This window comes from Methylobacterium sp. GXF4, from assembly GCF_000272495.1.
GTDB classification, from domain to species: domain Bacteria; phylum Pseudomonadota; class Alphaproteobacteria; order Rhizobiales; family Beijerinckiaceae; genus Methylobacterium; species Methylobacterium brachiatum.
Genome location: NZ_AKFK01000066.1, coordinates 93,783 through 114,089, shown reverse-complemented (window position 1 = coordinate 114,089; position 20,307 = coordinate 93,783). Strand labels below are relative to the sequence as shown.

Annotated in this window: 28 protein-coding genes; 2 read left to right on the top strand and 26 right to left on the bottom strand. The window is 66.7% G+C overall.

Translation table 11 applies throughout. The features are described 5' to 3' along the window. The first annotated feature begins 114 nt into the window (after window positions 1-114). Window positions 115-438, top strand: a complete 324-nt coding sequence (locus WYO_RS17905; RefSeq protein WP_007565055.1) for a polyhydroxyalkanoic acid system family protein — start codon at window positions 115-117, stop codon at window positions 436-438. A gap of 570 nt (window positions 439-1,008) precedes the next feature. Here the strand turns inward: WYO_RS17905 and WYO_RS17900 are convergent. The 6 genes from WYO_RS17900 to WYO_RS17875 all read right to left on the bottom strand — a co-directional run bounded on the left by WYO_RS17900 (window position 1,009) and on the right by WYO_RS17875 (window position 4,203). Continuing rightward, window positions 1,009-1,269 carry a hypothetical protein gene (locus WYO_RS17900; protein WP_128755044.1) on the bottom strand — a complete coding sequence of 87 codons (261 nt, stop codon included), beginning with the start codon at window positions 1,267-1,269 and terminating at the stop codon, window positions 1,009-1,011. Window positions 1,270-1,817: 548 nt separating this feature from the next. Further along, window positions 1,818-2,204, bottom strand: coding sequence for a hypothetical protein (locus WYO_RS17895; protein WP_007565049.1), 387 nt, complete (start codon window positions 2,202-2,204; stop codon window positions 1,818-1,820). Beyond that, window positions 2,204-2,689: a hypothetical protein gene (locus WYO_RS17890; RefSeq protein WP_244424217.1), complete on the bottom strand. Its 486-nt coding sequence runs from the start codon at window positions 2,687-2,689 to the stop codon at window positions 2,204-2,206. The genes WYO_RS17895 and WYO_RS17890 overlap by 1 nt, the downstream gene beginning before the upstream one ends. Before the next feature lie 217 nt (window positions 2,690-2,906). Further along, window positions 2,907-3,248: a DUF3307 domain-containing protein gene (locus WYO_RS17885; RefSeq protein WP_007565043.1), complete on the bottom strand. Its 342-nt coding sequence runs from the start codon at window positions 3,246-3,248 to the stop codon at window positions 2,907-2,909. Continuing rightward, the gene (locus tag WYO_RS17880) at window positions 3,245-3,481 is read right to left on the bottom strand and encodes a hypothetical protein (protein WP_007565041.1); all 237 of its coding nucleotides are present in this window, start codon (window positions 3,479-3,481) and stop codon (window positions 3,245-3,247) included. The genes WYO_RS17885 and WYO_RS17880 overlap by 4 nt, the downstream gene beginning before the upstream one ends. Continuing rightward, window positions 3,478-4,203, bottom strand: coding sequence for a hypothetical protein (locus tag WYO_RS17875; protein ID WP_007565039.1), 726 nt, complete (start codon window positions 4,201-4,203; stop codon window positions 3,478-3,480). The genes WYO_RS17880 and WYO_RS17875 overlap by 4 nt, the downstream gene beginning before the upstream one ends. A 78-nt stretch (window positions 4,204-4,281) precedes the next feature. Between WYO_RS17875 and WYO_RS31680 the strand changes: the two genes are divergently transcribed. Then, the gene (locus WYO_RS31680; RefSeq protein ID WP_007565038.1) at window positions 4,282-4,446 is read left to right on the top strand and encodes a hypothetical protein; all 165 of its coding nucleotides are present in this window, start codon (window positions 4,282-4,284) and stop codon (window positions 4,444-4,446) included. Window positions 4,447-4,500: 54 nt separating this feature from the next. On the opposite strand, the gene WYO_RS17870 is transcribed toward WYO_RS31680, so the two are convergent. From WYO_RS17870 to WYO_RS17790, 20 genes are all read right to left on the bottom strand, one after another. Next, window positions 4,501-5,280, bottom strand: coding sequence for an N-acetylmuramidase family protein (locus tag WYO_RS17870; RefSeq protein WP_007565036.1), 780 nt, complete (start codon window positions 5,278-5,280; stop codon window positions 4,501-4,503). A gap of 65 nt (window positions 5,281-5,345) precedes the next feature. After that, the gene (locus tag WYO_RS31040) at window positions 5,346-7,025 is read right to left on the bottom strand and encodes a hypothetical protein (protein ID WP_007565034.1); all 1,680 of its coding nucleotides are present in this window, start codon (window positions 7,023-7,025) and stop codon (window positions 5,346-5,348) included. Window positions 7,026-7,032: 7 nt separating this feature from the next. Beyond that, complete coding sequence (locus tag WYO_RS17865; RefSeq protein WP_007565032.1) at window positions 7,033-7,851, bottom strand: hypothetical protein; 819 nt, start codon at window positions 7,849-7,851, stop codon at window positions 7,033-7,035. A gap of 42 nt (window positions 7,852-7,893) precedes the next feature. Next, the gene (locus WYO_RS17860; RefSeq protein WP_007565030.1) at window positions 7,894-9,012 is read right to left on the bottom strand and encodes a hypothetical protein; all 1,119 of its coding nucleotides are present in this window, start codon (window positions 9,010-9,012) and stop codon (window positions 7,894-7,896) included. 78 nt (window positions 9,013-9,090) lie between these two features. Next, the gene (locus WYO_RS17855; RefSeq protein WP_007565028.1) at window positions 9,091-9,741 is read right to left on the bottom strand and encodes a hypothetical protein; all 651 of its coding nucleotides are present in this window, start codon (window positions 9,739-9,741) and stop codon (window positions 9,091-9,093) included. Then, window positions 9,738-11,090 carry a hypothetical protein gene (locus tag WYO_RS17850; protein ID WP_007565026.1) on the bottom strand — a complete coding sequence of 451 codons (1,353 nt, stop codon included), beginning with the start codon at window positions 11,088-11,090 and terminating at the stop codon, window positions 9,738-9,740. The genes WYO_RS17855 and WYO_RS17850 overlap by 4 nt, the downstream gene beginning before the upstream one ends. 29 nt (window positions 11,091-11,119) lie before the next feature. Further along, window positions 11,120-11,827, bottom strand: coding sequence for a hypothetical protein (locus WYO_RS17845; protein ID WP_007565024.1), 708 nt, complete (start codon window positions 11,825-11,827; stop codon window positions 11,120-11,122). A gap of 7 nt (window positions 11,828-11,834) precedes the next feature. After that, complete coding sequence (locus tag WYO_RS17840) at window positions 11,835-13,283, bottom strand: hypothetical protein (RefSeq protein WP_007565022.1); 1,449 nt, start codon at window positions 13,281-13,283, stop codon at window positions 11,835-11,837. Next, complete coding sequence (locus WYO_RS17835; protein WP_007565020.1) at window positions 13,283-13,660, bottom strand: hypothetical protein; 378 nt, start codon at window positions 13,658-13,660, stop codon at window positions 13,283-13,285. Before WYO_RS17835 ends, WYO_RS17840 begins: the two co-directional genes overlap by 1 nt. Beyond that, complete coding sequence (locus tag WYO_RS17830; RefSeq protein ID WP_007565018.1) at window positions 13,657-14,241, bottom strand: hypothetical protein; 585 nt, start codon at window positions 14,239-14,241, stop codon at window positions 13,657-13,659. Before WYO_RS17830 ends, WYO_RS17835 begins: the two co-directional genes overlap by 4 nt. Before the next feature lie 3 nt (window positions 14,242-14,244). Next, window positions 14,245-16,488: a hypothetical protein gene (locus WYO_RS31675; RefSeq protein ID WP_165486566.1), complete on the bottom strand. Its 2,244-nt coding sequence runs from the start codon at window positions 16,486-16,488 to the stop codon at window positions 14,245-14,247. 84 nt (window positions 16,489-16,572) lie between these two features. Then, window positions 16,573-16,701: a hypothetical protein gene (locus tag WYO_RS32405; protein WP_007565014.1), complete on the bottom strand. Its 129-nt coding sequence runs from the start codon at window positions 16,699-16,701 to the stop codon at window positions 16,573-16,575. A 5-nt stretch (window positions 16,702-16,706) separates the two neighbouring features. Beyond that, the gene (locus WYO_RS17820; protein ID WP_007565012.1) at window positions 16,707-17,126 is read right to left on the bottom strand and encodes a gene transfer agent family protein; all 420 of its coding nucleotides are present in this window, start codon (window positions 17,124-17,126) and stop codon (window positions 16,707-16,709) included. Next, window positions 17,123-17,566 (bottom strand): phage tail tube protein, encoded by a 444-nt coding sequence (locus WYO_RS17815; RefSeq protein ID WP_007565011.1) that lies wholly within the window; start codon window positions 17,564-17,566, stop codon window positions 17,123-17,125. The genes WYO_RS17820 and WYO_RS17815 overlap by 4 nt, the downstream gene beginning before the upstream one ends. A 2-nt stretch (window positions 17,567-17,568) precedes the next feature. Continuing rightward, complete coding sequence (locus WYO_RS17810; protein WP_007565008.1) at window positions 17,569-18,036, bottom strand: DUF3168 domain-containing protein; 468 nt, start codon at window positions 18,034-18,036, stop codon at window positions 17,569-17,571. After that, window positions 18,036-18,614: an HK97 gp10 family phage protein gene (locus WYO_RS17805; protein WP_128755043.1), complete on the bottom strand. Its 579-nt coding sequence runs from the start codon at window positions 18,612-18,614 to the stop codon at window positions 18,036-18,038. Before WYO_RS17805 ends, WYO_RS17810 begins: the two co-directional genes overlap by 1 nt. After that, window positions 18,614-18,955 carry a head-tail adaptor protein gene (locus WYO_RS17800; RefSeq protein WP_007565003.1) on the bottom strand — a complete coding sequence of 114 codons (342 nt, stop codon included), beginning with the start codon at window positions 18,953-18,955 and terminating at the stop codon, window positions 18,614-18,616. The genes WYO_RS17805 and WYO_RS17800 overlap by 1 nt, the downstream gene beginning before the upstream one ends. A gap of 8 nt (window positions 18,956-18,963) precedes the next feature. After that, complete coding sequence (locus WYO_RS17795; RefSeq protein ID WP_007565001.1) at window positions 18,964-19,647, bottom strand: phage head-tail connector protein; 684 nt, start codon at window positions 19,645-19,647, stop codon at window positions 18,964-18,966. 6 nt (window positions 19,648-19,653) lie between these two features. After that, window positions 19,654-19,818 (bottom strand): hypothetical protein, encoded by a 165-nt coding sequence (locus tag WYO_RS31670; protein ID WP_007564999.1) that lies wholly within the window; start codon window positions 19,816-19,818, stop codon window positions 19,654-19,656. Next, window positions 19,815-20,288 carry a hypothetical protein gene (locus WYO_RS17790; protein ID WP_007564997.1) on the bottom strand — a complete coding sequence of 158 codons (474 nt, stop codon included), beginning with the start codon at window positions 20,286-20,288 and terminating at the stop codon, window positions 19,815-19,817. The genes WYO_RS31670 and WYO_RS17790 overlap by 4 nt, the downstream gene beginning before the upstream one ends. Window positions 20,289-20,307: the final 19 nt, after the last annotated feature.

Sequence of the window (20,307 nt, the reverse complement as noted above, 5' to 3'; positions counted from 1 at the left end):
TGAGGCCAGGTTGATGGCGCAAACGGCTGGCCTACGGCTTCGCATTGGTGCCGCAGTTACCTTTCGTTAAGAACCGCACGGCACGTCACGGATCCCGTTTCCGTGGAGACGCCAATGCCCAAGCGCCTGACCATCTCTGTCCCGCATAACCTTGGCGCGGATGAAGTCCGCCGCCGGATCGATCGCCATCTGGATTGGGCGATCCGGCAACTGGAGAAAGAGAAGATCCGGGTAGAGGCAGACGACTGGCTCGGTAACCGGCGTGCCTTTACCGGTAGCAGCTACGGACAGAAAGGCAGCGTGACAATCCAGGTGGCTGAAGACGTGCTTCACGTCGGGGCACTCGTACCCTGGATGGTCGGCGTGTTTTCGCCTGTGATCGAGGCGGTCGGCCGACACTACGCCGGGCGGCTAGTGTCGGATGAGGCTCGGGGATGAGATCGAGAAAAGCCCGCCGCGGCGAACCGGGCGGGCTGAGGAGGTTCGTGGTCTCAGGAACGAACTAGCAGCCGCTCTGGCAAGGCTCGTTCCAGAGGCGTGACGCGCAAGTTATTTGGAGCCACCGCTGCCGGTGGAGCCAACGCGAGAGGGCTGCCCCTCGTTGCCAGCTGCTGCGGAGTCCGTCGCGATGCCATCTGCCGCACGGCCGGTCGGCGAATAGGTGACTGCAGGCGCCGAACCGGTCGACCCCGGCTGCTGGGTTACGACGCCCGGCACCCCCGGCGGCGGCACCGCGACGACCGAACCCGCTGGAGCTTCCACCACCCCCTGTGCGAGAGCCGGACTAGTGAGGGAAATTGCGATGGCGGTAGCGAAAGCGATCTTGGTCATAGGGTTCTCCTGCCAGGATAACGCGACAGGAAACTCCTGAAGCGGCGGACAAACTCCGATTGGGCAAAAGAGATCCGTCAGCCGAGAACGAGAAAGCCCCGCGCGGCGGTGCCTCGCGTTGACCACCCGCTCGACCCCGCCCCGATCTGCTCACCGGGCGGGGCGAAAATCAGCCGTTCAAAAGCGGCGCATGTAATCTCCGAGTTCGAGGGTCATCCCCGCTTGAAAGCCGATGTGCCATGCCCGGACATCAGCAGTTCGCATGCCGGTTTCCTGATGTCCCTGGGCCAAGATGATCCCGACCTGCTCGATCCGTCGCACAACGCCCTCAACGCTCCCTGTCTCCGGGCTCAGCGTCTTGATCATCTCGCTAGCTGCAAGCCGGCCAGCTTTTTCGCCTCGATCGATGAAAGCTAGCGGCTTGCTATGCGGCGGCATGGGTCTTGATCGTCTCGCCTCAGTAAGCCGATACGCAACGCGGCCCTTGATGCAGGATAAGGCCTGGCGGTTACCGGGGCGTGCTGGGGCTTAGACGCCCCCAATACAAGCCCGGGACTCGGCATGAAAAAGCCCGCGCCGGCGAACCGGGCGGGCTGCTGGCGATGCCGCATTCTTGAGAAGATCACTCGTCAGAGGAAACCGGTGCCTCGTGGCAGAGGCAAGCGAATTCGACCATGCCTGCCAGAATGGCGATCGCGAAGACGGCTCCAATTTGCATCGATCGCTCCGGTCTCAAAACTAACCTGGGTTGCGGACAGGCGGAGCAACAAGCTCAGCACCTTCTCCATGTTCCATCCGTCCCAAAGAAAAGCCCCGCGCGGCGGGTGCCGGCGGGGCTGAAGGTGGTTCGGGAGGAACGGCTGGGGATCGCAAGCCGCAGGCCAGCTACGGCGGATCCTTCGGCACCGCCCAACCGACGATGATGCCGATCAGCAGCGCAATCAGGGCGTAGACGAGACTGAGGTCTTGGCCGGGCGGCGCGCAGTTCATGGGTGCCGGTGCATTCGGTCGGCGTTGAGCCGGTGCTCTATCCGCTGATCATCCCGGATCTGGTCCAGGATCTCGGTCTGCTTCTTGGTCTCCTCGCGGATGATCCTGACGCACTCCCGGATGTGCGAGCTGTCCTCCGTGCGGCGGCGATCCATGTCCCGCTGCTCGCGGATGATGTCGATCAACTCGCGGGGGCCCTGTGAGAACGGGATCGGCGGCACGTCTGCGATGGTGCCGGCCGCCGGCGCGGGGAGTACGTCCTTATCGTTTCGCCCCCGGGTCACCATCCAGCCGATCAGCCACATCGTGCAGCCGCCGACGCACACCTGGAAGAACTGCTGCGTCGCGACGACGTTGGCCAGGAACGTGAGAAACGCATCCATCAACCAACGACCCTCTCCAACTGGTCCAGTGCCTTGCCTATTCGGCTCTTGCGGGACACCCCGTCGAGCGCGGCGATGTAGACGGATAGCGCCTCGAACCCGGCCAGTGTGCCGAACACCGGGATGACGAAGCTGGGCGCGTCGGCCTTGAAGGCGTCGAACACGAGCGCGCCCGTGAGTTGCCCCATGATGAAGCAGCCGGCAGCCGCGCCGACTGCCCGGATGTAGGCCCCCTTCGGGCCGACCACGATGTTGTTGATGTGGCCGTTCAGGTAGAGGGCCATGACCCGCAGGACGCCGACGGCGCCGAAGAACAGGGCCATGTTCTCCTCGGTGGCGCCCATCTCGGCGATCGGGCGCAGCGCCGCGCGCTCCATCGTGTCACCGGGCATCGCGAGTGTGACGGCGATCAGGATCATCATCGTCGCCATGCACCACTCGAACAGGCGATAGGTGCTGTACGGACCGGCCGGGTGCGCCGCCATCAGCGGCTTCCTGGATTGCGGCATCAGGAGCTCCCTCCGCAGGTTGCTCGCCAGGCCGCATTGAGCGAGCGCAGCCGCCGCCGGGTTCGCGCATCGTCCGTGCGCGCGTACTGCACGGGCGAGGACATGACTTGGCAGAACCGGGCTGCAGAGGTCGCCGGCGCGGGTCCCGGGTCGCAGTGCAGGATCGTCAGCCCAAGGGCGAAGCCGATGCAGGTCATGGAAGCGGCCCCAGCATGATGAGGGCGCCGAACCAGAGCAGCTTGCACACGACGTGCAGCACCTGGTCGACGTTGTAAGAGAGGCGGCCCGCGCACTTTGCGTAGTCGATCAGGGCGTGGGCAACGAACTCACAGGCGGCGAGCGCCCATGATCCGGTGGCGAGGCGGATGGCTCCGGCGTGGATCGCCGCGTGGGATAGGAGAGCTCCGGGCCAGATCGCCTCGCCAGGGACGAGATTGAGCGCCTGGTTCTTCGCCTTGCTCAGCCAGTCGCCCTGAAGCGGATAGTCCGCCACAGCGTGTCCGATTAGCATCCACAGGAGCGGGTCGAGGATCACGGGCGTGCCTCCGGGAGCAGGTCGCGAGGATCGTCTTCGCCGTCCGCAGAGGCGTCCGCCGCCGCGCGCGCCCGGGCCTCAGCAGCCTCGGCGGCCGCTGTCGAGACATTGGCCTGCGTGGCAGCGCCGAGATCGCGCAGGGCGGCCTCGGCGCGCAGGTTCGCGAGCCACTGCGTCACCAGCTTCACGCCGAAGCTGATGAGCGCGGTCGCCCAAAACGGAAGCGTGATCATGCCGCCTTCGCGATCTTCGGATCAGCGGAGGCCTTCAGCGACGCGATGGCCGGCTGCAGGACGTTGTGCTCGTTCGCGTCGTCCTCGAGGTCGAGCACCCGGAAGACGATCGAGGCCATGCCGCCGCCCTGCTCCATGGCTTTCACGACCCGGGCCGGCAGGACGTTCACGCCGCGCTGGACGGCCGCCGCGATGACGGCCGGCCCGGCGTCCGCCGTCACCTTCCCGCCCTTCGTGGCGTCGGCCACCGCCTTGGCGCCGTACTGCGCGAGCGCGACGGCGGCCATCTCGATCCGCTTCTGGGTCAGCACCGAGGCGGCCCAGGGCGCGAACTTGCCGATGGCCCAAGACACCACGCCCGCAAGCCAGGTGACCAGCAGCATGAAAAGCTCGGGCCCGTAGCTCGCGATCCAGTCTCCATAGGGCAGCGTCACGCCGGGCCGGGCCGCCGCCTCCTGGGCGAGCGCCGGGTGCGCAGCGAAGCCGAGCAGCACCACCGCGGTGATCGCGGCCGCGCCGACCCCGAAGCGCGAGAACAGGTCGACGATCGCCCGGCCGAGCGGGCGGATCGCCGCGTAGAGCAGCACCAGCGCCAGCATGCCGCCGATGAAGACGGCCACGGCATCCATTGCCGCGCCTAAGGGATCGAAGGCCAAGGGCGCGGCCATGGCGGGAGAGCAGACGCAAGCGAGCGCCAGCGCCGCGGGGAGTGCGCGGGTCATGTCGGGACTCTCGTTTCAGGAAAGCGCCGGGAACCGCCGGCTCGGTAATCGGTAGGCCTCGCTCAAGGGAGACCATGAATGGCCGTCGACTACGCCGCGCTTCTTAAGCGCTACATGCAGCATGTGCTCGACTGCGAAGGGACGACCTTCATCGAGAAGCTGCCCCAGGCGACCGACGGGGACGAGACGATCACGGCGGAGGAAAGCGCCGAACTGATCAGGATCGCCGACACGTTGGAGTGAGCTGCAGGCCCGGCCGGCTCGGGTCGAACTGCCTCGGAATCCGAGGGAGTTGGGTCAGGCGCGCCGGCGGGCCGCGCGCTTCGGTGCGGGTCTCGGCTTCACTGAGGTCGTCCGCTTCAGCACGGCGACAGCCTTCTTCTCGTCGACCACCGGAGCGGCGAGCACGGCCGCGATGGCGGGCGCCGGCGGCTTCCAGGGCGTGTCCGGAATCTTGCGCCAGAAGGCGAACCGGGCTGCCAGCTTGGTGTGGTAGCCATGCGAGGCGTAGGCCGGCCCGTTGTAGCCGCGGCTGAAGGCGGCCCAGTTGTGCCCCCGCAGCTCATCATCGAGGTGGTTGGCTCGGATGAAGGCGACCGCCGCGGCGAGCTGTGACTCCTCGCTGTCGAGGAAGGCCGCCACCATCTCGGCCGCGCTCTCGTAACCGGCCTCTACGTGGTTCGATCCCATGATCTGGCCCAGACCCCAGGACGTCGCCTCGAGCGCCACCCGCGGGTCGATCGCCAGCGCCTGGACGATGCGGGGGTAGCTGTCCGAAGGGTACGGCTTCGTCCCCCATTTCGGATAGGCGATCCCGAGCTTTACCAGTTCGGCGCGCACGGCGCCCTGGGACAGCGCGTAGGCCCGGTGCGGCTCGTAGAGAGCCTTCGGCCGGCCCTTGCTGTCGAAGCCGCCACCGGACGTCTCCACATCGAGAAAGGCGTGCAGCTCGTCCTCGCCGCAGCCGATACCGTGGCCCAGACGCGGCAGATCCTCGTCGGCCAGCCGCTTGGCGGCGCCCTTGAAGGCGCTCTCGCGCAGCCGGCGGAGCGCCACCGCGCTCGCGGTGTCGGTCATGTCGTCCTCACGATGTCAGGGGTGGTGAAACCGGTCAGCCGGCCTCGGTCCCGATTGAAAGTCTATCAGGTCCCATAGCAGGCATAAGTGAAGCCAAGATTGCTCGCCGAAGTATTGGTCCAGGAGAGAGCAGTCGTGCTGGTAACGACCAGTGTCGTCCCTGTGCCGTTGTTCGGCGATACAATGCAGTGCGGCGCGGTCGCCCGGGCTACGGCAAAATTGATGTTGCACCCCGTCGCGGAAGTGCCCTCAACGATGGTGCCATAATTGTCATTCGATCCCGCCTTAACCGTCGGAGAGGTGCCGCACGAGGAGACCGTGACCGTTGCGCCAGTGGATCCGACATGCCCCTTCTGCGAGATGTCGCCCGCATCGGTAACACTGAAAACCGGATTGCCGCCCTTTAGAAACTGAGCGGCGCCAGCGGTCCCGCTATATGCCCAGCAATCGTCTAGGGCGTTCAGGCACACCTTCTGCCCAGAACCAGCAACAAGCGCGTAGCCTGTGGCGGCATTGTTCGTCGTGATCGCCGCTGTGTGCGATCCGCCGATATCGATGCTCGTCGGACTGGTCGAACGATCCCGTATCGTTGCCTCGCTGTGCGCGCCTGCACCGATGCCGGCCGTGTTGAAACCGAGCCCGACCTTAGCGCCGCCTTCGACGTCGATGTCGGCTTCCGATGCCAGCTTGTTGCCGGCGACCTGTATGCCCCAGAGACTGGCAAAATTCGCAGTGTTGCTCGAAGAGACCGCGATACCGGTTGTCGATTTATTCGTCCCATTGATCGCGACGTAGAGCCCCTTGCAGTTGGCGACCCCAATCGCGCAATCACTGCCGCTGTTGTTCGTCAGGTCGATCTCGCGCCCAACGTTGAAGCTCGGGATCACGCCGGGTTGAAGCTGAAGGTTATCGACACCAGCCCAGACCGAGCCGGCACCAGGGATCGCCGTCACCTCATTGTAATGGCCCAGACTGCCGGAGATCGAGGCATCGTTGATCCAAGTCCACGTCACGCTGCCGTCGGTGGCCGTGAAGGGGGCGCTTGCGGGCCGCGTACCGGGCGGAGCAGAAGCGGTCCCAGTCGTGCCAGCCGCAGTCGCGCGATAGACTGCGTTTCCAATCGCGATGTTGTCGCCGAGCGCGTAGGCGGTGGACGAAGCGTAGGGCTTGATCTGCTTGGTGCCGACCGTCGTGATGGTCGCGAGCGTCTGTTCCTCGGAGTGCGCGTCATCGCGCGTTTGGGCAGAGATCAGCAACGTGGCGCGCTGGTGGTCCCAGAAAGCGCTGTTGGACGCTCCTCCTGTGGGCCCCTGAATACACGACAGCAGCGGGCAGAACGAGACTGAATTGCCCGGCCGAAGCATGAGTGCGTTCGGGTTGACCGTACCGGCAAAGGTGGTGTCGAGGGAGCTTACGCCGGATGAGAGCACGCTGCCGGTTTCCACGGCGTCGGGCTGGGACGTGAACTTGCCGTTCTGGTAGGAGCCGAAGCGCGGTCCGCCACGGAGCCTTACGTTCCCGCTGGTGTCGATCTGCGGGAGCGGCGCGGTCTGAACGCCCGCGGAAGGATCACAGAACGACAGGGTGCCATCAGCGCGGTTGATTGCGATGCCGGCCGGGCTGCTGGTGCACAAGGCCGTCGGCGCACGGCCGGGTACTGTCGTGGACTGGATGGCGTCGAGCGCGAAGGCCGGAGGGGCAAGCGCCAAGGCCGCGACGAGCGCGAGAGAGCGGAGACGAAACATGGGGCCCTCAGTATTCGGCGGGTTTCAGGAGATCGACCAACGAGCCCGAGACGTTGGCGTAGACAGACAGCTTGCCGCCCACCCGCGCGGTTCGTGACCAGCCGTTGGGGATACCAGCGAGCGCGGCGGGCGTGTCGTTGAAGACGGCGAAAGCACCGTCGAGTTTGGTCGCGATGGCGCCCGCGACGTCGGACCGGATCGCCTGATCTCGGGCATCCAGTTTGCTGGAGATCTCTTGCGTAACGGCCGCGTGAATTGCAGCCTCGCGCACGGCGATTTTGTCCGCGATCTCCTGGGATATGGCGGTGTGCGCCGCGGCGATATCAGATGCTATCTCTAGCGTGATGTCGGAGCGAATGACGGCCTCGCGGCCATCGATGTAGGAGTTGACGTCCGGCAACCCGATCTCGACGACGATGTCCTTGTCGTCGATGATGAGATCGAAGAGCGCGTCGCCCCGGCCGCCCACTCCCGGGCCGATAACCCCGACAGGACCGGCAAGGTAGGTACGCCGAACCTTTGGGGCGGGGATCCTCGCAAGAGACCACGTGACAGACTTGCCGAGGAGGCGCGCCGTTTCGCCGGGCGTTAGCTGGCGCGCCAGGCTCACTTGCCCGCCGACCGTCAACAGGATCAGCCGATCATCGCGGATGCTGGAGGTGGTGGCGACGATGCGTCCCGAGCCGTAGTCAATCGTCAGGACAAACGCTTCGCCGTCTGCAATCTGAGGCGGCACTCTGTTGCCGGATTGGTCGACAAAGAGCCGAATTGCAATGTCGAAGCTGTCTCCGGCGACGAGGGAAAGCGGAAGAAACAAAGGTTGCATGGTGGCCTCTTGTTCTGGCGCGGGCTGCTCAGGCGCGATCGATCACCAGTGGGCCTGCCAGTTGGTGCCGTCCCATGTGTAGACTTTGCGGTTTTGCTGGCTGTAGATCGTCTCGCCCTCAACAGGAGAGGCCGGAAACGAGGTCAGTGGAGGATAGATCACTGTCTTTCGAGGGGTGAGCATCGGCGATCCGGCTACGACGACTGTGTTTGTGGTGATTGCCGGCCAGTAGGTCGTTCCGTCCGCGTTGATCTGCCCTTGGAGGATGTCGCCGGCGCTGTAGAAATTCAGGCTGCCGCCACCGCCTCTCTGGATGGTCCAGGACGAATCGTCCGGTCCCCAGCGGATGGCGCCTGAATTGCCCATCAGCCGCACAGCCGGATTGCCTGGATGGCCAGCGTAAAAGTAGGTCGACCAGGGGCTCGTGTTATCGACGGCGTAGAAAGCGCGGTCGTTGGCGCCGACATCTGAGATGGCGCCGTAGCCAAAGGTTAGGCGGTGCACGCCGTTGTAGTACCGGTCGGTCGCCCCAAGCTCGAGGTTCTTGCCGAACGGGTCGATCGCACCGAGCTGCAGGCGAATGGAATGCGTGGTCGTGTAGGGCGCTGTTGGCTCGATGCGCGAGATCTGCATCTCACCGAACGACAGGAAGCCCGGATCACCGGCGACCTGCGCGTTGCCTTGGATCGCGTTGGCGTCCGAGGCATCGGCGTCGGTCTTCGGGGTCGGGCCGGCCTGACGTAAGTTGAGCAGGATGCCGTCGATCTCGCCCGAGGTGGCGCTCTGCGAGGGAAAGCCCTTCTTCAGCACCGAGATGTTCTTGGCGTAGCCCGCAGTGTTGGGGCCGTTGCGCTGAGATCCCGGGTCGATCAGCACCATGTTGTCGCCGATAAAGGCGTAGTTCGATCGCGGCCCATTCGGAGCGATCCGGGTCGTCCACTGCCGTCCCCGGAAGCGCGTCTCCGCCCCCTCGGTGTAGACCTGCTGGCTGACCAAATCGGCGTCGTCCGGCAGGACGTTGAGCTGCCCGGCCTGAAGAGAACCGGACTTCACAGCCTTGTACTGCGGGCTGGAGAGTCGAGGTGCCGAGCCCTGCGCGAACACAGGCGATGCCGCGAGCGACAGCGCGCAGCAGATCAGGGCGCGAACGAAGAGGCGCATCGATCAGATCCGATTGTGGGGGGGGGAGGGTCGACAGCCGGCGTGAGTCGGTCGGCGCCGAGAGCCGCTGCGGTGGCTTCAGCCGGCCGCGATCATCTGCTGGACTTCGGCCAGGATCTGCCGCTTGACGGCCTGCACCATCGCGGAGGTCGCCACCCGCGGACTATCGTCGTTCAGATCGGGCGAGGTAGCGAGCGCAGCCCCGACGTTGGGCTGGGCGAGCAAGTGGCTGACCATCTCGATGGCCGCGGCAGCGACCTGGTCAGCCGCTCCGAGCGGATAGGGCAAGATGATGCCCACGAGATAGGGCTCGATACCGGAGGATGGGTCGAAGGCGGCCACGGACAGATCCTCCGCAAAGATCGGGGTTTGCCTCATCGGGGCGGGGTCGCCGAGGCCGACGGTGCCGGTCAGGAATGGGTAGGCGCTTCCGTCAGACAGCTTCACGCGCACCCGGTATGGGATGGGTCCTGGCGCCCCCTCGATCGCCGCCACGCGCTCATCCGTCATCGGATAAGTGAACGCACCGGTCCGGCCGTCGACCAAGAGCCCGGACGTCTGGTCGAGCGCTGCCGCGCCATCGGGCCATTCCACCAGCCACTCGATCGTGGTGCCGGGCAGTGGCAAGCGCGCGACAGCCTTGGTGCGGGGATCGCGCCCGTGAAGCACGACGCTCATCCGCGGCGTGCCGCCCACCGGGGTGCGGAAGTCGAAATATGCTGGCTTCACGGAGTGACCTCGATCGCGCCACCGTTATTCCAAGCCACACCGGAGGCGCTCGGCGCCGACGTCGGCAGGCTCGCAACCCAGGCGGTGAAGCCGCTTGCCAGCATCCCCGCGACCACGTCAGCGACAGGCACGACGCGCTGGAACACAGCACCGTTGGACGTGATCGTGTCTGCCCCGTCGGGGGGCGTGCCTGGAGCTCTCAGGTAGAGACCCTGACCGCCGTCGCCGACGTAGCTGCGTCCGAGGAGTTCGACGACCTGCACATTCGCGGGGATCGTCGCGTAAGCGGCATCGCCCTCGCTGGCGAAGGTGAGCTTGCTCGGTGTGCCGACCTGGCTCTCGATCTTGTCGAGGCGCTGGCCGGCGAGCAGGCTCTCCATGGCCGCCATGCGTGCCTCGAAGTCCGCCACAGCGGGGCTGAGCACGAACTGGCCGGTCACATCGTCGGCGCCGATCACCTCGACGTCGGTCAGCGCGTCGGGCCCATAGGTTCGGACCACCGGCACGGCGAAGCGAGCTCCAGAATCGGGCGGGGCGAAGGAAGCGCCGAGCCCCGCAGTGCGCGATACCAGGGCCTCGCAGGTGCGCCGCCCGTTGGCCTTCGTCAGCTCGGGGTACGTCTGAAGGGCCACCACATCATACCCGAGCAGCCGATAGGACTGGTCGAGGTACGCAACCCCGCAGACCACGGCGTCCCCGCTCGGATCGATCGGGTTAATGCGGCGCTGAACGGCGAACCGGAAACGGTAGAGGCGACCATCCTCTAGCGGGACCGGCTGAACCGGCGCGACAATTCCAGACCCTACGATGCGGACGACGGGGCCAACGTCGCCAACCGCGATTAGAGCGGCCGGCACGGGTGTCATGCCTGAGCGCGGACCAGAGAGTTGCGACGGCACTGCAACGACTGTGAAGCGTGTGGGGGCGCAGCCGGGCCGATCCTCGCGAGCCGACAGCTCCAGCCTCTGCGCGAGAAGCGACGCGGCAAAAGTCGTCACCTGCCCCGTGACTGCGGTAAGCCGTGACGTGACGTCCGCGATCGTCGCATCCGCATCGTCGAAGCGAGCATCGGCGGCGGCTTGAACATCAGCCAACGCGGAGCGGATGTCGGTGAAGCTATCGACCGCGGTCTTGAACTGATCGAGCCGCGCCGCCGTCTCTGCGGCAACCGAATTTGAGATCTGCCTGCTGAGATCGGATCCGGTCTGCTGTATCTCAGCGCCGAGAGTGCTCAACGACGACTGGACGGGTCCCAGCGCCGCTAAAATAGCATCGACTGCAGAGCACAGGGCTTGAATGCTGGCATAGGTCGCAACAGGGTTGCCCGCGACGGGCCTCGGGATCGCCATGCTGACCTCTGATGAAAGCTTGGGCCGCGTCAGAACGCTTCGATGAGATCGAGCGTCACGGTGCCGTGCCGGGAGAGCTGCAGCTCGGCAGACCCCGTGTCGTCGGAGGCGAGCCGCATCAGGCCGACAGGCGCGCCGAATTCCATGGGCGTGTCGGCGGTGTAGTCAGCCCGCAACCAGGGGCGGAAGCCGATGCCGATTGTCCCGGCGGGCCCTTGCAAGCCAAGCGTGCCCGGATCCCCGGCCGGAAGATCGGTGAGGATGTGCAGCCGACCGCCGATGGAAAACAGCATGCCGACCTCCAGCACGCCGCCCTTATTGCGCTGGATGGTCAGGGTGGTGCCGTTCATGCTGGCGTCTATCGCGAGCCGGAAATCCAGGCTCGACGATGTGTCCGGCCCGGTCTCGAAGGCGAGATTCACAGCCGCGTCTTTCCTTCCGCGACCGTAGGTGATCTTCCCGCCGATCATGTCGACGTTCCAGGGGGCGCGTGCTGTCTCGATCGGCCCAACTGCCCAGGCCTGCGTGCGCCCCAGAGCTACAAGGCGGCGCATGGCCATAACCTGCTCGCGCTGCATGCATGGGATCGTCAGCGTGGCCCTCCAGCGCGCGGTCGGCGAGGCGACGATCTGTTCGTGACCTTGGAAGGTCTGGCCGCCCGAGCGCGTGCCGCCGCGCAGGGACCAGTCCTCCGAGGACGGCACCAGCACGCTCGGCCAGGGTAGCGGATCTGCCATGCCGGCCTCAGTTGTACGTGTCGGGCAACGGCGGCCGGTCGCCCTCTTGCGCCGGATCCCAGGCGTAGGCGGAGGCGTCGAGGCTGATCAGGTCGAGCTTCACGTTGGTCAGTGCACTACCGGCCATCGCAAGTGTGCCACGCATGATCGCGAACGTCGTGTCGATGCCGAAGGATCGAAGCACGAGGCGCACGGTCGGCTCGCCGTAGGCCGGTAGACCCGCAAGCGAGAGCCGCAGGCCGGTGAGCCGGAACCGCGGGTTGCCCTTGGCCATCGCGATCTTGGCCAACCGCCGGGACTGGCTGTGCGAGGGAGCCCGGATGAAGCTCTTCTCGGTCTCGATGACGCCTTGAAGCGCTTGGGCGGCAAAATCGTCCCATGGGTCGCCCTCGGTCGGCTGATAGTCGTGCCAGGGCGAGGTGTAGGTGTGCTTGACCCGCGTGAAGGTATTGTACGCCTCGTCACCTTCCTCGAGCTGATCCCAGCCCTGGATCATGCTCTCGTCGATGGTGAACGTCGGCGCCTGCCAGCGTCCTCCGCGCACGGCCACGAGTCCGTCGCCGTCTTGGTAGAGCTCGCCGTCACAAGCAGCGAGCATCCGACCGAGCACATCGGCGCGCTGCTCGGAATAGTCGTAGCTGCCCCAGGACCGGTAGCGCAGTTCTGACGTCGCCCCGTTCGGATCCGGCACGATGAGCGGCACCTGCTCGTCGCAGACGTCGGCGAGGTCCGCGAAGCTCTGCAGATTGATCTCGGACAGGGCGAGGCTGTAGCCGCTCTCATGCATTAGGTAGTCGAGCAACAGGATCGCGGCATTGTCGGTGTAGGCATAGCCACCGGTGCGCGGGTCATAGGAGAAATCGCCGGTCACGAGCAGTCGGACGTCCGGGGCGCCCTCGGGGAAGATCTGGCTGCCCTTCTTCAGCGGAGTGGCAACAACGACGCTGTAGCAGAGCCCGTTGAGCTGCTTATCAGCCCCCCAGTACGGCAGTTTCAGCAGAGCGGCCGACGCTGGCTGATTGTCGGCTCCCAGGTGCCCTTCGATTACGACCTTACCCTGATAGACGCTATCCGGAACGATGCCGCCGTACCCGGAAGCCAACCCCGTTTTCACATCGCCGAGGTAATACTGAAGGATGGTGACCGGACCGACGCAGTGGATCGCGCCGCGATAGAGGATCTTAGCTTTGTCGTCGTCAGGATTATCGTACTCCGTAGTCTCAAGCACGAAGATCACGCCGCCAATTATTGCCTGCCCGAGCACGCGGCGGCGCGGTGCTATGGCCTGCCGGACCGTGACCTGAGCATCGGCGCGCTTTTCGCCCCCGAATAGCGCCTGGGCGGCGTAGTTGACGCCGATGAAGCCCACACCGAGGACGGCGTAGCCAACGACCAGTTCAGCGGTCGCGCCAAGGGCCAGTTCCCCGATGACGGCAGCGCCGATCGCAGCTGGCATTAGACGCTCCAGGCCACGACGGTCGCATAATCGTCGACCGCCACACCCTCGGGACTCTTCACCGCCCAACCGAGCGCGCAACGGATCGCGAACACAGGGCCGACAGCGGGGTGCTCGACCAGGCCCACATCGCCAGGCCGCGGCGCTTGCGTCGTCGCGAAGCCGCAACCGGCCATGAGCGAGCGCGCCATCGCCTCGAAGCCGCCGAGGCGCCGCACATGCCGGATCGCGCCACGTGCCGTTCTGTAGCGGCCGCGCAGGCTCGCTGCCGGATCGACACCGCGCATCTTCCGGCACCAATCCGCCATGACGAGTGAGCAGTCGCACTCACCCCATACGAAGGTCGCACGGCCCATCGCCCGCAGGAACGTGCTCAAGTCTTGTCCTCCGGGATCTCGGGATTCCACGGACGCCTCCGATTGATCATGGCAGAGATGTCGAACAGGCCAGCGTCGCCCGGGTAGCGGGCTTGCTGATCCCGGTCGGTGAGATTTCCGAATGGCGGAAGGCCGCGGCGAGAGAACCGGGTCTCGGCAGTCAACTGTGCGGTCCAGGCGTCCGCGCTGGTGGCGGTGTGGATCAACCGGTCCATCACGCCGCGATACATGGTGTAGAGGCCGCCGAGCGGCGTCAGGTCCGAGTCGTAGAGCTGCAGGTAGACGAAGCAGCCCCGGCCCTTCACCTCGGCCTTGGCGTTCACGACGTCGTTGGCGATCTCCGGTCCAACGCCGGAGAGCGTGAAGGACACCAGCGGAGCGATGCCCCCGACCGCGCTCTCGATGTCCGAGACCGATCCGAGGCCGCCCATACCCTGCCAGATGTGGCCGCCGGCCGAGAGCGGTCCGAAGCCAGCATGCACGCGCTGGGGCGCGGATGCGAAGTCGAAGTACGCCAGGATCTCCGCGGTGATCGTGTCGCCCCGGAGAACCGCAGCGCCAGCAGCGTCGAAGATGCCCACGGATCAACGACCGGTGCTGTAGCGCCGGTTGGCGACAGCGGTGCGCGACGCGAGCGTGCGGTTCAGGCCGCGATCGTATGCACCGAGCGCCGCCGTGATCTGGTCCGCAACGCCCACCTGTGCTCCCCGCGCGTCGATCGAGTAGGTGCGGCTCTGATCGACCGACTGCGGTCCGGCTCCTGCGGCCCCGCCCATGATCGGCATGACCTTGCCGTCTGCGTTCGGCACGAACAGCTCGCGGCCCATCTCGCCGACCGTTACCGGCTGGCCCGCCGAAACTGGGCCGCCATTCGCCCGGAATAGGCTGCCGAAGATGTCGAACAGGCCGCCCGTCGGCAGGCTCGGGCCCTGCGCACCAGGGAGCGGAGATCCGGCGGACGCGCCGCCGCTCTTGGTCAGGCCGCCGAATAGGTTGCCCAGGAGCCCGCCCGTGGCGTTGCTACCGAGGCTGGCGGCCGGCGCAGTCCCCAGCAGCCCGGCAAGCGGCCCGGTGCCGGTCAGTAGGCCCGTGAGAACCGAGCGCTCCAGCTGCTTGGTGATGTCGGTCAGCACCGAGCCGAACGACTTGCCGTTGATGATGGCGTCGGCCAGTCCGTCGGAAGCCGACTGCGCGAAGAAGCGGGCCGCCTCGACGCTCTGGCGCAAGGCCTGCTGCGCATTGTCGGTGGCATCCTTGTACTTCTGCATCGCCTCGGCAGCGGCGAGCACCCGGGTGCGCTCGTCATCGTCCAGGGCCGGGTCGGTGCGGTTGCCCTTCTTGACCTCTTCCCGGGCGGCGGCCTCGGCCTTGGCCAATGCGATCGCCTTCTCGCGCTCGACGTTGGTCTTGCCGACGTTGTCGAGCTCGGCCTTCGCGGTGTCCCGAGCCTTCTCCAGCTGATTGATCAGCGTCTCGATTGCATCGAGGCTCTCGCTCTCGGACCCGCCGCCTCGCCCCTTCGGCGTGTGCAGCGACGGTAGAACGGCAGAGCGATCCGGCCCCTTCGGCCGCACCTTCACGTTCAGCGGCGCCGGCGGCCCCTGCACCTCGGGGTCGATGGCGCCGGTGGCGCGGCCGACCTCTTGGAGGAAGGTGATCGGGTTACCGGCGGTGATGATCTTGCCGATGCCCGGGATGGAGCCGACCAGGTCGCGCACCTGACCGACGACACCGCTGATGGTCTGGTACAGGTTGACCGCGATCTGCACCACGCGGGCGATCACCGCCTCGACGCTCAGAAAGGCGCTGTAGGTATCCAGCACCGCGTTCGAGATGTCGCGCTGGATCGGCGCCAGGGCATTCGCAAAGGTGTCAGCGATATCCTTCGCCTTGGCGTCGAGCTGATTGGCGCGCTCGACCTCGTCGACGCCGACGATGCGCACCCCCGCCACCGTGGTCGAGGTGCTGTTAAGCGTGTCGCGCAGCTGGTTGGTGAGGTCGACGCCACTGCGAAGCTGGCGCTCGTAGTCGGGCCCGAAGAACTTGCCGGCGAGGTCGAACGCCGCGACGTCGCGCGAGCTGGCCCGGAGCTTCTCGATCAGGTCGAGCATGACCCGGATCTTGGCCTCTTGGCCGTTCGCGTTGTCGAAGGCGGCCTTGTCTCCGGCCGAGAGGTTGCCGGCCCGCACGTTCTGCTGCAGGCGCCCGTCGATCGCCGACGTGTTCGTGCCGTCCTTGCCTTCGCCGATCTTGATCTCGCTGGCGTCGCGCGCGTGCTGAAGCGCGGCGACCACCTGCTCGACCTTCAGGCCGAACTTGTCCGCGCCGAGCGTGGCGCGCTGGAAGAAATCTGTCCCGACGCCGACCTTCTCCGCGTCCTTGCCGATCTGGACGTACTCGGCGATGTGCTTGCGCGCGGCCTCGATCGAAGCGGACACGCTGTCGAAGACGAGCTTCGCGGCCTCGAACCCGAGGAACACCGCCAGGAGCGTGTTCAGCGAGGGGATCTGTGCCGCGACGCCCGTGATCGTGCTGGTGGTGGCCGTGAGGCCGGAACGCACCGCCGTGCCGGCCGTGGTCGAGGCTGCCGCCGCGCCTGTGAAGGCTCGGACGACGCCCTCGAGAGTCGCCTTATCGGCTGTCGCGGCGTTGGCCGTGGCCGTCGATATGTTCCGGACGTCCTGGCCCACGGCCGAGGCCGCGCGCTGGATGTTGCTCGCCAGGCCGGACAGGCTGCCGCTGAACGAGTTCGCGTTCGCCGCGCCGCCGGACATGGCTACGCCGATCGAGGTCATGTTGCCCACGATCTGCGAAGCCAGCGACGCCATCGCGCTCTGAGCGCGCGACGTGTCCGCGGCAAACGATATGACGAGCGGTTCGGCCAAGTCGGCGTTCCTGCTATCGACGGGCGGTCAGGCGCGGCCTGCCGCCATCTCTTCGGCCAGCACCGCGAGGAACTCGTCCTCGCTGGTGCCCTCTTCCGGGGGGCTGTTGGCGGCGATGAAGGCCTCGATGACGACGTGCCATTCGGCCAGCGTCATCCGCTTCACCTCTTCCGGCGAGAAGCCCGCGACCGCCCCGGCTCCGATGAAGACCGAGAGGTCGCCGGGTCGGCTGGGCTCTCCCCCTCGGTCTCGGCTTTTCCCTTGGGGACACCGTTCACTGCCGCCGCCACGATCTGGCCGGCGAGCGGCAGGTAATCCATCAGCGGCTCGTTCTGGTAGCGAACCACCAGCGCCGAAGCCGCGATCCCGCTCATGCCGCCGCCTTCGAGGCTGAGGCGGATGGTGTCCCACACGTCTCGATGCGAGAACTGGTGCGTGCCGAGCCGCATGAAGATCGCGCCGATGCCGGCGCCGCACAGCCGCTCCAGTTCGGCCATCTCCCCGAGCCGAAGCTGGAACCGGCACTCGCGCCCGGCGAACGGCGCCGTAACGAGCGTGCGGGAGGTGTCCGCCTCGCTCACGTGCTGGCACCCGCAACCCAGGCCAGCGGGCCATCACCGCGGAACTGCACGGTGAAGCTCACGATGCCGTTGTTGGTCTTCGTGACCTCGAAGCTCTCGACGAAGACGTCGCCGACCCATTTGCCAGCGCCGGTCGCATCCTTCGGGTCAACGCGGAATTCGTATGGCACCGGGTCGTCGCTGTCGGCGTCCGCCTGGAACTCAGCGAGGTGATCCGCCGCCATGGACCCGGCGAAACGGCCGCCCCAGGATTTGGAGGTCTTGATGCTCTTCCGGTCCGGGATCGCCAGCGGGTTATCGCAGTCCGCGACGGTGGCATCCTCGAACGCATTCGTCTGCGTAAGAGTGATCGCGGTCGCCAAGCACACGAACTTGGCGGCGGCGCCCGCTCCGCGATAGGCGCGGAATCGGTTGCCGGGAAGCAGTGCGGGCTCTGCCATGGTCAGTCCTCCTGTCCCGGCAGAGGCCGGGCGATGCTGGTGGTGAGGTCGAAGAAGACCGACTTCGCCTGGAGCGGGGCGATCACGTCCCCGGCCTGGCCGACCACGAGGGGCGTGCGCAGGCTGTAGGGATCGGCGAGCGGCAAGTCGGGCTGCTCAAGCTGGTTGAGGGCGCGCACCATCGCGTCGATGAGCAGCCAGCCCTGATCACGGTTGAAGGCGGTGGACACGGCGTAGAGCCGCGCCTGGATCGTCCAGGACTCGCTGCAAATGATCTCGTACCCGGTCCGCCGCATGGGGCCGAAATAGGCGTAGGGCGGCTTCACCTTCGGTGCGGCCTCGCCCAGCGATGACGGCACCTCGTCAAAGATCTGCTTGCCGGCGATCGCTACGAAGCCCGTATCGGCCTTCAGCAGCGTCCGGATGGCGTCGCGCAGGGCGAGCTCGGGGGTGGACGGCGCAGCAGCCATCAGAGACCTTCCTCGCGCGCGGAGGACCCGATGCTCGACCCGAGCTCCTTGCTCCAATCGGAGAGCGCCTCGCGCACCGAGCCGTAGAAGAAGGGCTGCCCCGGCACGTCGGTCTCGTGAGACTCGCGCACCCGCCGTCCGCCCTTGCCTGTCGTGTCGGCGAAGAAGTCGGCGTCCGCGTGCGTGCCGCCGGCATGGTGACCGGCCTCGACCGCCAGCGCGTAATCGTAGCCGCCGCGGTCCGCAGTGGCCTCGACGAGGTAGAAGCTGCCTTCGCGCCGGTAGCCGATCCCGTTCAGCAGCAGGCCGGAATCCTGCGGCACCCGGGAGCGCATCAGCTCGACCATCTCTTGGGCGGCATGCAGGCTGGCCTGGTCGCTCTTCAGCGCCAGCTTCACGGCGTATTTCGCCAGCTGCCCGGAGATGCGGTCGATCCCGATGATGCCGGAAACGGTGTCGACGAGGCGCAGACCGGACAGCACGCCGGGGCGCTGATCGAACCCGCGGGCCGCACCGGTCAGGTCGAGAGCAGCTTGCCCCTGGCCGAGGTAGCCGAAGGTGGCGCCGAGATCGGGCATCATTCGCCCCCGAGCGTCGAGGAGATGTTCAGCGCGATCGTGCCGGTGGAGCGATCCGGCAGGGCGACGCCATCGATGTTGAAGTCGCGGCCGAGCAGCTGCACCCGATCCCCGTTGACGATGGTGCGGGCCTGGGGTCCGTCCCGGACCGTCAGCACGCCGCTGGCCACGTTCTGAGCCGCACCACCCTGTGCGGCTTCCCGCGCGGACAGCGCCCTGAAGTTCGCCCAGCGGACGAAGGTCGGCTCGTAGTCGCCACGGCTGACCACCTGGCCATCCGCATCCTTGATGATCGCGCGGCGCAGGAACTGCGCGCGCTGGTCGAGGGGGCCAGCCGCCATGTCGATGCTCAGCTGTGGTCGGCGGCGACGCGGTAGCGCCCGGCCAGCCGGCCGATGCCGATGGTCAGGTTCTCGGGCAGCGCCTGCGTGCGCGGGTCGCTCTCGATGGATTCCCGCTTCTCGTACCAGTAGCCCGCGATCAGCTTGATCGCCTGTTTCAGCGGGCTCGGCACGAGAGCGGCGGACTTGGCGCCGGCCGCGAACCTGATCCGGTAGAGGCGCGGCTTGCGGGCCGGCGGGGAGGTCCAGCGGGCCGCCCAGGCGTTCCAATCCATGCCACGCCAGAACCGCTCGCGCTCGCCCAGGGCCAGCCCTGACAGGCCGACGATCACGCCGTAGTCGTCCTCGCGCACCACGGTGTAGAGGCCGGCGTTGAGGTCCTCGTACTGGCCGGTGGTGAGGTCGACGCGCTCGACACTGACGAGGTCGCCATCCACGAAGCGGCGGATCGGCAGTTCGAGGCGTTCGCCGAGGGTGTCGACGAACAGCTCGAAGCTCTCCTCCAGGATGCAGTAGCCGTTCAGCCAGCCTTCGGGACCGGAGAGGTAATCGTAGGCGGCCTCGATCAGGTCACCGATCAAGGCATCGCCGTCGCTCTCCTCGACACGCTGGTGCAGCTTCAGCGCGTCAATGGAGACGACCGCGAGCTTCTGCGCCTGCGTGAGCGGCGTGGAGATGCGTTGCAGGTCCATGGGCGCCTACTTGGTCTCGTAGCCGCGGCGCGCATCGCCGTTCAGCATCTTGTTGGGCAGCCGCCGGGCCGTCTTCGGCCCGCGATCGCGGAGCGCGTCAGCGGCCGCAGGACCGGTGCGGACGTCCGCCGGCCTGCGATCCTGCTGCGCGCCCTTCTCGTCGCCGCTCACGCGACCGGCGCCTGCAGGCCGAACTCGCTGGTCACGGCGCCACGGGTGCCATCGACCAGGGCATCCCGGCGCTGCTGCTCGGCCTTGATGATCTCGTCGGCCTCGTCCCAGGTTGCGGGGTCCCGCCCGGAGATCTTCTTGGCCAGGGCCATGCGCTTCAGACCGTGGGCCTCCAGCACGTCCGCCGGGATCTCGACGGCGCTGCGGCGCGTCTCGTCCTCAGTCTCGTTCACCAGCCCGGCGCCCGCCTCCTTCTCCGGCAGCGAGCCGGACCGGTAGACGCTCTCGTGCGGGACCGCGGTGCCATCATCGTGCAGTTTCTTCGCCGCTGCCGGCTTGAAGCCCGCGATTTCGCCGAGGGCATACGGCAGGGTGGTCTCGGCGAAGACCATCGGCACGAGGCCGCGGTGGTTCTTGCGCGCCATCTCCTCGTAGTGGCGCAGGTCGAGCTTCGTGTTGTTCGCCAGCATGTCCGCTGTCCTTGATCCT